Genomic DNA, 15,788 nt, shown 5'->3' with positions numbered 1-15,788 from the left:
TAACCTTTCTAGGTTTTAATCATTCTAGTACGGTTATTGATGATATAAAAGAGAGGATTGATGAGTAACGTAAAGCAACTTCCTATTCAATTACAAAAACTTGGCTTGATGCGCTTTGAACAGTTATACCTGCAGCAAAGTAAACAAAGTGAAGTTGTAAGGTTATTAGCATTAAGCGACTTTGCTTGGCGCAGTTTAGAATCACAACCTGATTTAAATACTTGGCTATTATGCAAAGACGAAATACAAAATAGAGTAATAGATTCTCCTTTTAAAAACCTTAACTTAGCTGACATTGATGAAGTACAGTGCCATAAAGTACTTCGCCAATATCGTGAAAAGTACTGGCTCAAAGTCGCCTTTTTAGATTTATGCTGTAACAATCCCATTGCCGATAGTATTAATTACATAAGCCAACTGGCTGACATGCTAATAAATAGTGCTAACCAATGGGCGCATGCACAGGTGGCAAAAGTAAATGGTGAGCCGCTTGATGAGCAAAACCAAGCAATGCCGTTAATGGTGTTGGGTATGGGAAAACTTGGCGGACAAGAGCTAAATTACTCCTCTGATATTGATCTCATTTTTGCATATCCGCGCAGTACAAAAACCCAAGGTGGCCGCAGAAGCCTTGAGGCTCAAGTATTTTATACCAAAGTTGCACAAAAGCTCATTGCATCACTTAACCAAGCCACCGGTGACGGGCAGGTATTTAGGGTTGATATGCGCCTACGCCCGTTTGGCGAAAGTGGCCCTTTGGTTATGAGCTTTAATGCCATTGAAGATTACTACCAAGAACAAGGTCGCGACTGGGAACGCTACGCGATGTTAAAAGGGCGCTTAATTGGCACGCCTAACAAATATTGGGATGAATTTATTAAGCTTTTAAAGCCGTTTGTTTATCGCCGGTATATTGATTTTTCGGTGATTGAATCTTTGCGTAAAATGAAGTTAATGATTGCACAAGAAGTGCGCCGAAAGCGCTTAACTAATAATATAAAACTAGGCGCTGGTGGTATTCGTGAAGTTGAATTTATAGTGCAAGCCCTGCAAATGGTACGAGGTGGGCGAGAGGCTAATTTACAAACTCAATCATTACTTAAAGCATTAAATGAGCTGGCACTTAACCAAGTTATAGATGAGCAAGAAGCGAGCGAGCTTAAACGCAATTACCTTTATTTGCGAAAAGTTGAACAGTACTTACAAATATTTGACGATCAGCAAACGCAAACACTCCCCGATGATGAATTGAACCAGCAGCGCTTAAATTTATTATTAGAACAAGCTGATTTTTCTGCCACTTTAATCACTATTGAAAAGGTAATGAAGCAAGTTAACGGCGAGTTTGCACTCGTTATTGGTGAAGAAACCGCGCCACTAGATACCTGTGAAGGTGCATTTATTAGTGCTTGGGATCATGGTGATGTGAGCTTTCTAAAAGAGGCTAGAGATGAATGGCAAACACCCCTTAACGATTTTAAATTAAGGCTGTCTAAGGTCAACATAGGTAACCGAGGGCGTGAAACCCTTGATAAATTAATGCCTGTTTTATTGAGCCAGTTAAATGACTTTAATGCCAGCGCAGCTGCTTTTACGATGGTTTGCCAAATTTTTAATAAGATAATTTCACGTACTGCTTATTTAGAATTGCTGTACGAAAACCAAGGTGCATTAAAGCAACTTGTTTTACTGTGTTGTCATAGCAAATGGATAGGCGAGCATATTTCTCGCTACCCCATATTGCTAGATGAGCTAATAGACCCGGCTGTTCTTTATAAACCGACACCATTAACCGCTTATAAAGATGAAATAAGACAGTATTTTTTACGAATAGAGCATGACGATTTAGAACTGCAAATGGAGTCGCTTAGGCAATTTAAGCAAACGCATCAATTACGAATTGCTGCTGCCGATGCAACCGGTGTTCTTGATGTGATGAAAGTAAGCGATCACTTAACCGTACTGGCCGAAGCGATTGTTGATCAAGCTGTTAATATTGCATGGCATAACACCGTTAAGCGTTTTGGTATGCCCCCTGGCACTGATGATGAAAACAAAGGTTTTGCTGTTATTGCATATGGTAAAACAGGCGGCTTAGAAGTAGGGTACGACTCAGATTTAGATTTGGTGTTTGTGCATAATCATGATGGCTCAAGCCAAACCAATGGTGAAAAACCGATAGATTCTCGCCAGTTTTATTTAAAACTCGCTCAGCGCTTAATGCATTTATTTAATACTCGTACTGCATCGGGTATTTTGTATGAGCTTGATACGCGATTACGCCCTGAAGGTGCATCAGGTTTACTTGCTATCAATTTAGAGAGCTTTAATCACTATCAGCAAACTCAAGCATGGACGTGGGAACATCAAGCACTTGTGCGGGCTCGGTTAATTTTGGGCCAAGACGATCTTATAGAGCGTTTTTCACAAATTCGTAAAAGTATTCTTTGCCAACAGCGCGATGATACCGTGTTAAAAGCCGATGTAATAAAAATGCGCGAAAAAATGCGCGACCATCTAGCGAAAGGAAATACTGAACAATTTGATTTAAAACAAGATATTGGCGGTATGGCTGATATTGAGTTTATTACGCAATATTTAGTACTTAAACACGCGAATGAGTTTGAGCAGCTTACCGTTTATTCAGATAACGTAAGAATATTAACGGATGCAGCAAATATAGGCTGTATTACTAAAGAGCAAAAACAGCAGTTGATCAAAGCGTATATTGATTATCGCTCGTGTTATCACGTGCTGAGCTTGGATCAAAAAGGCAAATTGATCTCGCGAGAAGCTTTTTTACAAGATATTACTAACGTAACGAATATTTGGAATAGTATTTTTGAATTGAATTGAATTGAATTGAATTGAATTGAATTGTAAAACCCAAGCGCTTGCTTGGGTTTTTTGTACGTGTAAACCCTTAAACCCTTAAACCTTTAGCTTTAAACAGTTTGTTCGCACAAATTCTGATGGTAACTCTGTAATAACCGCTGCTCTTTGTTTGTGGCAAAAGTAAGTGTAAACCTCATGCTCAAAGTCGTCATTTATAGCACGACCAATTTGATAAAGTGCTGAAGTAAAGTTGCTGTCTACTCTAAAATGATCTTTAACTACGTAGTCTTTACTTAAATACCAGTAAAGCTCAATACCTTCATTTTTAGCATATTGATAGAGTACGTCTTTAAGTGTTGTGCCATTTTCAAAGCGCCTAGGTTCAACTTCTCCAGTCCAAGTGGTCGGCATTGGATCAACTGTTCGCGCACGTTCCGCTAATACTCTATCCAAGGTTTGTTCTGGTGTTTTAAGTTTTAAAACAAATTGATCTCGTTCTTTATTACTTTTTACTTGGTTACGAATAGAGGAGTAAAAACGTGATAATCCTTCGGCAGCTGCATTTTTAGATTTTTTAATATCAAATAAAGAACCATCACTCAACAAAAAGTATACGGCGAGTGCTATTAGTACAGCTGCAAATGATAAATGCCTAATCCAAAACCACATGATTATTACCCACCTTATTTGTTCCTATTATTGTTATACCATTACTTTTTATAAAAAGAAGGGGCATTTTTATCAGGTCGAGTTTTAAAACGACGGTGTAGCCACATATATTGTTCGGGTGCGGCATTAACAGATTGTTCCATGCGTTGATTTACACGTGTTACATCAGCCTTATTATCACCACTGGGGAAGTTTTCAAGCTCTGGCAGTATTTCTAAGTGATATTTACCATTTTCATCACGGCGAGTTATTAAACTCATTGTTTCGCAGTTTTTACTGCCTGCAAACATAAGAGTACCCGTTGTAGTTGCAGCGTCAGGTACTGCGTAAAATGGGACAAATTCACAGCGATTACGACCGTAATCTTGATCGGGTAAGTAATAACATACCTTTTTATTTTTTAATGCTTTTAGTAAACCTTTTACATCTTTTCGACCGATTAAATATTCGTTAGAGCGAAGGCGCCCATTAGTCGTAAAGTATTCCATTAGTGGGTTGTTATGAGGGCGATAAAAGCCAACACCCTGACACTCTAAGCCCATAATACGGCTAGCCATTTCAAGATGCAGAATATGAGGTACAAGCAATAAAACACCTTTACCAGACGCTTGTACGCGTTCAAAGTGCTCAAGCCCTTTAAAAGACCCTAATGCTTTTTGTGCTCGCCACTGCGGCCACCACCAGGCCATGCCAGTCTCAACCATTGCAATACCGGTGTTTTCCATATTTTTGAGCACAAGGTCTTTTTGATCTGCTTCGCTCATATCAGGAAAACACAGCTTAATATTTACTTCTGCAATATGGCGACGGCGCTTCATAAATTTATGAACTAAGCGACCAAGCTGTTTACCCATTGCCAATTGTAGTTTTTGCGGTAACCAAGAAATTAAATATAAAAATAGAACGCCAATCCACGTTAACCAGTATCGAGGGCCCAAAAAAGTTGCTTTAAAAGGAGATGAGGTGACCACAAAAATATCTCTGAGAATAAAAACGATAGTTTAACGCTAAGCGCTGTAAAATACAAAAAGCCAGCATTTAGCTGGCTTCCAATGTGTTCATACTGCACGAGTAATGAAAATTAAGCGGCTTTTAAACCTTGGTTTATAGCAACTAAATCTGCACTTGTTAATGTACCCGCAGCTTGTTTTAGGCGAAGGGTAGATAACACATAACGGTAACGTACATCAGCAAGGTTACGCTTTGCATCGTACAAATTTTGCGTACTTACTAGTACGTCAACAATGGTACGAGTACCTACTTCAAAACCAGCTTCAGTTGCTTTAAGGGCACTTTGAGCTGAAACAACCGCTTGCTCTAGCGCTTTGTAAGTAGCAATGTCTGAAACAACTTGATTATAAGATGTAATCACTGTGCGAGTTACTGCGCGGTAATTTGTTTCATAGTCTTGGCTCGCACCTACGTAAAACGCACGGGCCTGATTTGTTGCAGCAACTGTTGCACCACCTGAATATAAAGGTACGCTAAAGTTAAGCCCTACAGAGCTTGAGTCTGAACGTGGCTGATCATCAAAGTTAGCGCCATTTATTTGATTGTCTGTAAGAGAATCGCCGTAACTAGCACTTAGGGTTAGCTTTGGGTAATGACCCGCTTTTGCTAATTCAATTTGATCTTTTGCAATATCAACCGTTACTTTAGACACTTGTAGGTTTATATTTTTATCTTCAGCTACTTTAACAAAGTCGCTTGAGCGCTTAGTTGGTTTAGTTGTTGAGAAAGTATCTGTATTTAAAAAGTCTAATTTTTCGTGATATTTACCTGTAATCTCACGAAGTTGCTCACGTGCTGTTTCTACAGCATTACCTGCAATAATTTCTTGAGCTACAGAGTTATCAAACTGAGCTTGCGCTTCGTGTACGTCAGTAATTGCTGTTAAGCCTACCGCATAACGTTGTTTTGTTTGCTCAAGTTGACGTTCAATTGCACGTTTTTCAGCTTCAACAAATTCAAGGTTATCGCTTGCACTTAATACGTTAAAATAACCTTCAGCAACGCGTACAATTAAGTTTTGTTTAGCTGCATCGTATAGGCCGCTCGCTTGAAGCGCTTGCTTGTCGGCAATATCTAACGTATTCCATGCACCTAAATCAAATAATGTTTGGCTTAAGCTTACACCGCGAGTGAATTGGTCTGTATCACTTTCAACTTTTACTTGGTTAGATAAGTCGCCAACGCTTTGGTACGACGTTGCATCGCTTTTTGTATAACCCATAGTTAAACCAATTTGAGGTAATAGTGCACTCATCGCCAAATCGCTTTGGTAAGACTGCGCATCGGCTTGGGCTTTTGCTTTTAAAACAGTAGGATCGTTAGCTGTCGCTATTTCAAAAACTTGTAGTAAATCTTCAGCTTTCACTGCTGTTGCACCTAATGCGCATGATAAACTAACTAGCGCCGCAAGAATGTTCTTTTTCATGTGGGGTTCGGTCCTTAGACAATTTTTGTACTAAAAGCATGTTAACCTGTTTTACTGCATAACAAAAAAAATAATTAGTAAAACAGTATGTTCAAGTGTAACAGAATATATTAACGCATTTTAAAGCTTTAGATAAGTAGGAGGTAGCTACGTGGTTGATAAAAAACTCGTTCAATTTACACATAAAGATGTGAATTTAAAGCCAATAAAAAACCTTTATAAAGGTTTTTTTCAGGTTGATTTATACCAATTTGAACATGCTCTTTTTGAGGGTGGAAAATCTAAAGTAATTAGCCGAGAAATATTAGAACGTGGCGATGCAATTGCAGTACTCCCTTACGATCCAATATCAGATACTGTTCTTTTAATTGAGCAAATACGTATTGGCGCTATTAAAAGCAAGCATTCGCCGTGGCTACTAGAGTGCATAGCCGGAATGACTGACGGCAGCACTGATTACGAATCAGTTGTAAAAAAAGAAGCGTATGAAGAAGCTGGGCTTGAATTAACTGAACTTGAATTTATGCTTTCATACCTATCAAGCCCTGGTGGTACAACTGAGCGCTTGCATTTGTATTTAGCGCGTACTGACTTAAGCCAAGTGAAATCAGGTGTATATGGTCTTGAAACTGAAGGGGAGGATATAAAAACTCACATTCTATCAGTTGATGATGCGCTAATGCGCCTCAATAACGGTGAAATGGATAATGCGGCAGCGGTTATTTGTATGCAGTGGCTTGCGCTTAATCGTGAAAAAATGGCAAGTAAATGGGCATAAACTCTTACTAATATTATGGTGGTACTTTGACAGCACAATTAGCAACAAAGCGATATATTCAGAGCCTCCCAAAGTATTTAACACTTTGTGAGCATAACTATGTGCGACTATTAAAGTTGTTACCGAGCGAGCGCAATATAGGAAGCATTCGTGAAGTTAAACTTGGCAACAGTGAGTTTGCTACAAAAATTGATGGCAGCGCAAAATACACCATGGATATTTCAATTAAGCAGCTAACAGGAATGGTTAAAGGGATTACGCCACTGTATTTAACGGTACGCATGTATCACGATGCCAAAGTGGCTGAAATTGTTCATCACGATTACCATCAACGCATAAAACCATCTTATGGATACCCTAACCCTAAAATGCATCAAAAAGATGAAAAGTATCAACTTAATGCTTTTTTATACGACTGGTTAGTGGCCTGTGTAGAGCACGGACAAGCGACGTTGAATTGGGATGTAAATAATGGCTTGGTTTGATGATACATATACATTTGATAAATCATCTTTGTGCATTGCTCATATTACTGACAGTCATTTATTTGCAGACAAATGCGGTGAGTACTTTAATGTAAATACCGCAGATCATTTTGAACAAGCCTTGGCACACATAGCTAAGCAATCAATAGACTGTATTATTTTTGGTGGCGATTTAACACAAGATCATAGTTTTGAATCGTACTTATTATTTAGTGAACTTATAAATGCCAGTGACATTACTTGTCCTGTATTTTGGGTGCCAGGTAATCATGATGAACTAGCAATGCTTAATCGCATAAGTGGTGGGCAAATAAATTCGGCTAAACATATTATTGCTAATGGGATTGAGCTACTTCTTATTAATTCTAAAGGGCCCACGCCCGCAGGATGGGTTACTGGCACGCATTTAGATGAAGTAACGGACGCTTTAGTCAACTCGAATAATAGTAAAGTTATATTTTGTCATCATAATCCGCTGCCAATAAACGGCTACCTTGATAAACACTTATTAGAAAATGGCCCACAGCTTTTAAATATCTTAGTTAATAGTAATAATGTATCTGCGCTTTTTCATGGGCATGTGCACAATGATTACGAACAAAGCTTTAGAGGGCTGCCCATATATGCGACCCCGGCCAGCTCAATACAGTTTGTAAAGCACACTTTAGAGTGGGAGCAAAAAAATGCGGGACCAGCTTACAGAACGCTAAATATAAAGAGTAAAAAAGATAAAGTAGAAGTAAAAACGGAAGTAGTATGGCTAAACGCGTAATTTATATTCATGGCTTTAATAGTTCACAAAAATCATATAAAGCTGTGCGCTTTGGTGAGCTTATGGCAAACTATGACGTTGATTATTGTGTACCGAACTTAAACCACGAGCCCCTACAAGCTATAATTGAGCTTGAACAATTACTAACGCCAAATACCGTTTTATTAGGTAGCTCGTTAGGTGGTTTTTTTGCCACGTATTTATCGCAGCGTTATCAAATTCCTGCAGTGGTTATTAATCCCGCGGTCGCACCCTATAATTTATTACAGTCGTTACTTGGACCTAATTATAATCCGTATCAAGATTATCATTACGATTTAAATAACAGTCATATTGAGGCACTTAAATTACTCGCTGTAGATAAATTAGCATACCCTGAGTTACTGTACTTATTACAGCAAACAGGCGATGAAGTGTTGAACTTTCAACACGCAGTAAAATATTATTCGCAATGCAAGCAATTGATAGAATTTGGTGGCGATCATAGCTACGTTGAATTTGAACGCACCTTTGCAAGTATTGTAGATTTTCTTAAAATCACGTAAAACTAGTTAGCCTGAACTGAGGTTAGTTACTATATTAACGCTTTAGCGCATATAACAATAAAACTAGTAAAACGTATTAGAGCCTTAGCGGATATAAAGACAAAAACTATGAGTGATCAAAATTATAACGCCGAAGCCATTGAAGTACTTAATGGATTAGATCCGGTAAAACGACGCCCAGGGATGTACACAGATACAACACGTCCCAATCATTTAGGCCAAGAGGTTATCGATAACAGTGTCGATGAAGCTATGGCGGGTCATGCTACTCGTATCGACGTAATACTCCACGAAGACAATTCGCTTGAAGTAAGTGATGACGGGCGTGGTATGCCTATTGATATTCACCCAGAAGAAGGTATCCCTGGGGTTGAATTGATCTTCACTAAATTACACGCCGGTGGTAAGTTTTCTAATAAAAACTACCAATTTTCGGGTGGTTTGCACGGAGTAGGTATTTCGGTAGTAAATGCGTTATCTACGCGTGTAGAAGTAACAGTACGACGTGATGCTCAACAATACAGAATGGCATTTGAAAGCGGCGATAAAGTAGAAGACTTAAACGTAATTGGTACAGTCGGTAAGCGTAACACCGGTACTACGGTTCGTTTTTGGGCTGATGTTAGCTACTTTGATTCACCAAACTACTCAATTACCAAGCTTAATCATTTATTAAAAGCCAAAGCCGTTTTGTGCCCAGGACTGCGAATTAAGTTTGTTAATAAGCAAACAAAAGAAACCCAAGAATGGTTTTATGAAACAGGCTTAAAAGACTATTTAGTTGAAGCAATTAAAGGTTTTGAAACATTACCGCAAGACCCGTTTGTTGGCGAATTTAAAAGTTCAATTGAAGGCGCTGACTGGGCTGTTGTATGGCTACCAGAAGGTGGTGAATCAATAGCTGAAAGCTACGTAAACCTTATTCCTACCGCGCAAGGTGGTACGCATGTAAATGGTTTACGCCAAGGTTTGCTTGAAGCAATGCGTGAATTTTGTGAGTTTAGAAACTTACTCCCTCGTGGTGTGAAATTAACTCCTGATGACATTTGGGATCGTTGTAGTTACGTGTTATCGGTTAAAATGCAAGACCCTCAATTTGCCGGTCAAACAAAAGAAAAACTATCATCACGCTCGTGTTCTGCGTTTGTATCGGGGGTTGTAAAAGACTCGTTTAGTTTATGGTTGAATGAACATACTGATACCGCAGAATTATTAGCTGAGTTATGTATTTCAAATGCGCAAACTCGCTTGCGTGCAGCTAAAAAAGTAGTGCGTAAGCGTGTTACTGCAGGTCCTGCCTTACCGGGTAAACTTACCGATTGTAGCGCGGCCGATAACGACCGTACCGAATTGTTTTTAGTGGAAGGTGATTCTGCTGGTGGCTCTGCTAAACAAGCAAGAGACCGTGAATTTCAGGCTATCATGCCGCTACGTGGTAAAATTTTGAATACCTGGGAAGTTGAGTCAGGCCAAATACTAGCATCACAAGAAGTACACGATATTTCAGTGGCGCTGGGTATTGATCCAGAATCAACCGATATGTCGGCATTACGCTACAATAAAATTTGTATATTAGCCGATGCTGACTCGGATGGACTACACATCGCAACACTATTATGTGCACTGTTTGTTCGCCATTTCCCTGAGTTAGTAAAAACAGGGCATGTGTATGTAGCAATGCCGCCATTATTTAGAATCGATATTGGTAAAGAAGTTTATTACGCACTTGATGAGCAAGAAAAAACCGCTATTTTGGCGCGCATAGAAGCCGAGAAAAAACGCGGAAAAGTAAACGTACAACGATTCAAAGGTCTGGGTGAAATGAACCCGTTACAACTGCGTGAAACCACGATGGATCCAAATACACGACGTTTAGTGCAGCTTACGCTTGATGAAGAAGTAGAAACCATGGAAATGATGGATATGCTGCTTGCTAAGAAACGATCGCCTGATCGTCGTCAATGGTTAGAAGATCATGGTAACAAGGCACTCGTTTAATTACCTGTGCTTAACACTAGGAGAGGCGAATGAAAAAACTACTAGGAAGTTTGCTGTTACTTGGGCTGACTACCGCTCCTGTAATGGCGAAAAATATACTCGATAAGCTCACAGTCGCACCGGGATTTGAAATAAGCTTATTTGCAAATGATGTAGAAAATGCACGTCAAATAGCCGTTTCAAAAAAAGGTATTGTGTATGTTGGCTCTCGTAAAGCGGGCAACGTATATGCGCTTATTGATCATAATAGCGATGGCGTAGCAGATAAAAAAATTGTTGTGGCTAAAGGCCTAAACATGCCCTCTGGCATAGCAATTAAAGATGGTGATTTATACGTAGGCGAAGTACATCGTATTATTCGCTTTAAAAATATTGATACCCAATTAAAAGATCCAAAATTTGATGTGGTTTATGACGCATTACCGAGCGAGCGTCATCATGGTTGGAAATTTTTACGTTTTGCACCAACGGGCGAGCTAATCATTCCGGTGGGTGTGCCGTGTAATATTTGTGCTGAAGATGAACGTTTTGGTCGTATTTTTGCGCTTAATGTAGAAACAAAACAAATAAAAACAATAGCCAAGGGCGTTAGAAACACCGTCGGTTTTGATTTTCATCCAGCTACTCAAGCTTTATGGTTTAGTGATAACGGTCGCGACATGATGGGCGATGATATTCCGCCTGATGAGTTAAACCGTGCAACGCAAGAAGGTGAGCATTTTGGTTTTCCGTATGTTCATGCCGGTGCAATTATTGACCCTGAGTTTGGTGAAGGTAAAAATATTGCCGATTACACGTCGCCAGCTCTTGCACTTGCTGCGCATGTAGCGCCACTGGGTATTCATTTTTATAACGGTAAGCAATTTCCAGCAAGCTATAAGCAACAATTATTTGTTGCTGAACATGGCTCATGGAACCGTTCTAAAAAGTCAGGTTATAAAGTAGGGCTAGCAACAATTGAAGTAGGTCGCGTAACTAAATATACGCCATTTATTACTGGCTTTATGAAAGACGAAACAACATTTGGACGCCCTGTTGCATTTGCAGAATTAGGTGACGGCAGTCTGTTAGTAAGCGATGATTACGCCAATGTAATCTACCGTGTAAGCTATAAGAAAAACTAGGTAAGCTTTAATGAGTGATACAGATACCTTGCTAATGCAAGGAATTGAGCAACAAACAATGGGGCGTTTTACCGAAGACGCCTATTTAAATTATTCCATGTACGTGATCATGGACCGCGCCTTACCGCATGTAGGTGATGGTTTAAAACCAGTACAGCGTCGTATTATTTATGCGATGAGCGAGCTGGGTTTGTCGGCTAACGCTAAGTACAAAAAATCAGCCCGTACAGTGGGTGACGTGCTTGGTAAGTACCATCCACACGGCGACAGTGCATGTTACGAAGCGATGGTATTAATGGCGCAGCCGTTTTCTTACCGCTACCCTTTGGTAGATGGACAAGGAAACTGGGGTGCGGCAGATGACCCTAAATCGTTTGCAGCAATGCGTTATACCGAAGCGCGTTTATCTAAGTTTTCAGAAGTACTATTAAAAGAGCTTGGCCAAGGCACCGTAGATTGGACACCAAACTTTGATGGTACAATGGATGAGCCTGTTGTACTGCCTTCTCGTTTACCGCATATTTTACTAAACGGTATAACGGGTATTGCCGTAGGTATGGCAACCGATATTCCGCCACATAACGTACGTGAAGTGGCTAGTGCATGTTGTTTATTACTTGATAAACCAAAAACAGAGCTTGAAGAATTACTTGAGCTTGTACATGCACCAGATTACCCAACAGATGCTGAAATAATTACTCCAAAAGCCGATATTCATAAAATATATAAAACCGGTCGTGGGTCTATCAAAATGCGTGCGGTTTATACCGAAGAGCATGGCGATATTGTTATTACAGCGCTGCCGCATCAATGTTCTGGTGGTAAAGTACTTGAGCAAATTGCAGCGCAAATGAACGCTAAAAAATTACCAATGATTGCCGATTTACGTGACGAGTCAGATCACGAAAATCCAACACGCATTGTAATTATTCCGCGCTCAAACCGCATTAAAGCTGAGCCATTAATGGCGCATTTATTTGCAACCACCGATCTTGAAAAAAATTACCGCGTAAACTTAAACATGCTAGGCCTAGATGGCCGCCCGCAAGTTAAAGACTTACGCTGTATTTTAAGTGAGTGGCTAATATTTAGACGCGAAACAGTGCGTCGTCGTTTGCAGTATCGTTTAGATAAAGTATTAGCACGTCTACATATTTTAGAGGGTTTGCTAGCCGCCTTTTTAAATATTGATGAAGTGATTGAAATCATTCGCAGCGAAGATAAACCAAAGCCTGTATTAATGGAGCGCTTTGATTTAACTGATACGCAGGCAGAAGCAATTCTAGAATTAAAACTTCGTCATTTAGCAAAACTTGAAGAGTTTAAAATTCGTGGTGAGCAAGACGAACTGGCTAAAGAGCGTGATAAATTAGCGCAAATTTTGGGCTCAGAACGTCGTATGTCGACACTGCTTAAAAAAGAAATTCAAGAAGCCGCTGAAATGTACGGTGACGATCGTCGCTCACCAGTGATTGAGCGCTCAGAAGCGAAAGCACTTAACGAAAAAGATTTAATTCCGTCAGAGTCAGTTACTGTTGTGCTATCAGACAAAGGCTGGGCACGCGTTGGTAAAGGTCATGACTTAGATGTACAAGGCTTAAATTATCGCTCAGGTGACGGCTTTAGAGCCTCTGCTCGTGGTAAGAGTAATCAACCTGCGGTATTTTTAGATTCAGCAGGGCGGGCGTTTGCAACTGATGCGCACAGTCTACCTTCGGCGCGTAGCCAAGGGGAGCCAATGACAGGTCGTTTTAACTTAACACCAGGCGCTAATTTTGAGCACGTGGTAATGAGTGAAGACGAGCAAGTATTGCTTATGGCGTCAGATGCAGGTTACGGCTTTATTACCGACTTCAAAGACTTGGTTAGTAAAAATAAAAACGGTAAAGCGCTCGTAAGTGTCCCTAAAGGTGGAATATTACTTTCTCCTATTAGAGTGAACGATGTTGCTAGCGATTACTGTATGGCTATTTCTAACGAAGGTCGAATGCTTTTATTCCCGCTGCGAGACTTACCAAAATTAGGTAAGGGTAAAGGTAATAAAATCATCTCTATACCAGGTGCTAAAGTACAAGCCCGTGAAGAGTTTGTAAAAGTGCTTGCTGTTGTACCACAAGGAAGCAGTGTTACGCTTCATGCTGGCAAACGTAAACTAACACTCAAACCAAGTGATTTAGAGCATTATCATGGTGAACGAGGGCGTAGGGGTAATAAACTACCGCGTGGATTACAGCGTGTTGACGAAGCCGTTGTGGAGTTAACACCTCAAGATGATGAGCCTGTAGAAGTAATTAATGAAGAATAATTGATTACTTTTATATGATTAAAAACGGTCTGCATTTGCAGGCCGTTTTCGTTTTAAAACCATTTTAAAGCAATATTAAAACAAGCAGCTTAAATATTTCAGCGTACACTTGTGCGCTATTGACTCGTTTGTGTCACAAAATAACGCTATAATAATCATAATTGATTTTTGGAGAAGCCCATTTGCTAGCTGTTATACGCGTTTTTATTATGCTGCTGTTTATATTATTCAGTTGTATTTTTGGTTTATTACTTTCAATTGTAAGACCATTTCACCCTAATAATGTACATATTATAGCGGGTTGGTTTGGCTCAATGGCTAAAATGGTTGGCGTTAAGCTAGTTCTAACACGTCATAAAGATGCCGTTGATCCAGGTCCTGCAGTTTATGTTGCTAATCATCAAAATAGCTACGACTTATTTACAGTGCCAGCAATGGTGCCAAAAAACTGCGTAAGTTTGGGTAAAAAGAGCTTAAAGTGGATCCCATTTTTTGGTCAGCTTTATTGGTTGTCGGGTAATATATTAATAGACAGATCGAATCGCTCCAAAGCGGCAGGAACTATCTCAAAAGCAGCCGAAAAAATTAAAAATAATGGCTTATCTGTATGGATGTTTCCAGAAGGCACACGAAGCTATGGAAGAGGGTTACTACCATTCAAAACGGGTGCATTTCACACCGCAATGAGCGCAGATGTACCCATAATTCCGGTATGTATGAATACAACACATAAAACCATTAAGCTAAATCGTTGGGATAATGGTACAATTCACATCGAAATGTTAGCGCCTATACCGCTTGATAAAGAAATTAGCGCGCGTGAGCATGCTAAAAGCGTGCATAGCATTATGGCTGCTAAAATAACTGAATTAGATGCTCAAGTGAGAGAAAAATAATGGAAAACTGGCGTGAAATAAGTGAAGACATCGTAAGTTCACTACTTGAAGATGGGTCAGACCCTGAAATACTTTATGAAGTAGAGCACCACTTTGTGTGTGAAGACTTTCCTAAGTTAGAGCAAGCTGCACTTGCTGCTTTTAAATTGGGTTACGATGTTGAAGAACCAGCAGAGCTTGAGCTTGAAGACGGTAACAAAATTTGGAGCTTTGACATTGTAGTTGAAGCTGAGCTAGACGTAGACGTTATTATGGAAGACGTTGATAAGCTAGCGCAACTAGCCGTTGAGTGCGAAGTTGAGTACGATGGTTGGGGTACTTACTTTCAAGAGTAATTAGCTGACTGTTATAAAAAAGACGATCATTGCAAAGTGCTCGTCTTTTTTAATGCCTGTAAAAGCGTGCTACCAAACATGCGCTTCCCCTAGGTTTTTTTCTAGGGACGATTAACTCTTTGTTGCCTAAATGGATGTGGTAAGGGGCGTGAACAGGACGCGGAAGCTTTGCTCGGTTTTTACTTATTTTCACATGGAAGTAAGCCAGTAGCGTAACGCAGGAGTAGTTACCGAGCCAGCTAGGTTACAAACCCCGCGCCGCGATTTAACCGCCCCCTAGATTAAACTAATTTCAATCCGCAAAGGACAACATGCCGAGTTCTGCTAAAACTTTTAATTCGAACTAAATCAAATCAACCTTCTAGGTGTTTTCAATAGTTTATTTAAAACTTATTGGTATATTTTGTACAAATATTATTAATAAATTATCTATAGAAAATAAAATATCCACCTTCACTGAGCTCAAACACCTCTTAAATTTTCTAAGCTACCCTTCACTAATATAATAATACTTTCATCTTTAAATTCTTATTTCAAATGCATTTCGTTCTGCCATTATTAAATTTTATTTTATATAAACAGTCTAAATTAATTGGTTAACCAGTGGTA

Annotated in this window: 13 protein-coding genes; 10 read left to right on the top strand and 3 right to left on the bottom strand. The window is 39.6% G+C overall.

Annotated elements, in window-relative coordinates; genetic code table 11:
* The first annotated feature begins 60 nt into the window (after positions 1 to 60).
* Complete coding sequence (glnE, locus tag I6F45_RS04920; RefSeq protein WP_165739980.1) at positions 61 to 2,856, top strand: bifunctional [glutamate--ammonia ligase]-adenylyl-L-tyrosine phosphorylase/[glutamate--ammonia-ligase] adenylyltransferase; 2,796 nt, start codon at positions 61 to 63, stop codon at positions 2,854 to 2,856.
* A gap of 75 nt (positions 2,857 to 2,931) precedes the next feature.
* Here the strand turns inward: glnE and I6F45_RS04915 are convergent, their stop codons facing one another.
* The 3 genes from I6F45_RS04915 to tolC form a co-directional block, all read right to left on the bottom strand.
* Positions 2,932 to 3,504 carry a toxin co-regulated pilus biosynthesis Q family protein gene (locus I6F45_RS04915; RefSeq protein ID WP_101163672.1) on the bottom strand — a complete coding sequence of 191 codons (573 nt, stop codon included), beginning with the start codon at positions 3,502 to 3,504 and terminating at the stop codon, positions 2,932 to 2,934.
* 41 nt (positions 3,505 to 3,545) lie between these two features.
* Complete coding sequence (gene lpxL / locus I6F45_RS04910; RefSeq protein WP_165727196.1) at positions 3,546 to 4,475, bottom strand: LpxL/LpxP family Kdo(2)-lipid IV(A) lauroyl/palmitoleoyl acyltransferase; 930 nt, start codon at positions 4,473 to 4,475, stop codon at positions 3,546 to 3,548.
* Between the two features lie 110 nt (positions 4,476 to 4,585).
* A complete protein-coding gene (gene tolC / locus I6F45_RS04905) occupies positions 4,586 to 5,941 on the bottom strand; it encodes an outer membrane channel protein TolC (RefSeq protein WP_165739981.1) in 1,356 nt (451 codons plus the stop codon).
* A 151-nt stretch (positions 5,942 to 6,092) separates the two neighbouring features.
* Here tolC and I6F45_RS04900 point away from each other — a divergent pair, with 151 nt between their 5' ends.
* The 9 genes from I6F45_RS04900 to rraB all read left to right on the top strand — a co-directional run bounded on the left by I6F45_RS04900 (position 6,093) and on the right by rraB (position 15,179).
* On the top strand, positions 6,093 to 6,719 hold the full coding sequence (locus I6F45_RS04900) for an NUDIX domain-containing protein (RefSeq protein WP_197159805.1): 627 nt from the start codon (positions 6,093 to 6,095) through the stop codon (positions 6,717 to 6,719).
* Positions 6,720 to 6,745: 26 nt separating this feature from the next.
* A complete protein-coding gene (locus tag I6F45_RS04895) occupies positions 6,746 to 7,204 on the top strand; it encodes a DUF1249 domain-containing protein (protein WP_007585381.1) in 459 nt (152 codons plus the stop codon).
* Positions 7,191 to 7,976: a metallophosphoesterase gene (locus I6F45_RS04890; RefSeq protein ID WP_165727198.1), complete on the top strand. Its 786-nt coding sequence runs from the start codon at positions 7,191 to 7,193 to the stop codon at positions 7,974 to 7,976. The genes I6F45_RS04895 and I6F45_RS04890 overlap by 14 nt, the downstream gene beginning before the upstream one ends.
* A complete protein-coding gene (locus tag I6F45_RS04885; protein WP_007585377.1) occupies positions 7,961 to 8,521 on the top strand; it encodes a YqiA/YcfP family alpha/beta fold hydrolase in 561 nt (186 codons plus the stop codon). Before I6F45_RS04890 ends, I6F45_RS04885 begins: the two co-directional genes overlap by 16 nt.
* A 108-nt stretch (positions 8,522 to 8,629) precedes the next feature.
* Positions 8,630 to 10,519, top strand: a complete 1,890-nt coding sequence (gene parE, locus I6F45_RS04880) for a DNA topoisomerase IV subunit B (protein WP_024590690.1) — start codon at positions 8,630 to 8,632, stop codon at positions 10,517 to 10,519.
* A 29-nt stretch (positions 10,520 to 10,548) separates the two neighbouring features.
* The gene (locus I6F45_RS04875) at positions 10,549 to 11,643 is read left to right on the top strand and encodes a PQQ-dependent sugar dehydrogenase (protein ID WP_010553286.1); all 1,095 of its coding nucleotides are present in this window, start codon (positions 10,549 to 10,551) and stop codon (positions 11,641 to 11,643) included.
* Between the two features lie 10 nt (positions 11,644 to 11,653).
* Complete coding sequence (gene parC, locus I6F45_RS04870) at positions 11,654 to 13,948, top strand: DNA topoisomerase IV subunit A (RefSeq protein ID WP_197119792.1); 2,295 nt, start codon at positions 11,654 to 11,656, stop codon at positions 13,946 to 13,948.
* 182 nt (positions 13,949 to 14,130) lie between these two features.
* Entirely contained in the window at positions 14,131 to 14,844 is a 714-nt protein-coding gene (locus I6F45_RS04865; RefSeq protein ID WP_024590693.1) for a 1-acylglycerol-3-phosphate O-acyltransferase, read from the top strand.
* Positions 14,844 to 15,179, top strand: a complete 336-nt coding sequence (rraB, locus tag I6F45_RS04860) for a ribonuclease E inhibitor RraB (RefSeq protein WP_007585369.1) — start codon at positions 14,844 to 14,846, stop codon at positions 15,177 to 15,179. Before I6F45_RS04865 ends, rraB begins: the two co-directional genes overlap by 1 nt.
* The last annotated feature ends 609 nt before the right edge of the window (positions 15,180 to 15,788 follow it).

Source organism: Pseudoalteromonas sp. SWYJZ19, from assembly GCF_015864375.1.
Lineage (GTDB): Bacteria > Pseudomonadota > Gammaproteobacteria > Enterobacterales > Alteromonadaceae > Pseudoalteromonas > Pseudoalteromonas arctica.
The sequence above is the reverse complement of the archived record's forward strand: the minus strand, read 5'-3'. Positions and strand labels throughout refer to the sequence as shown.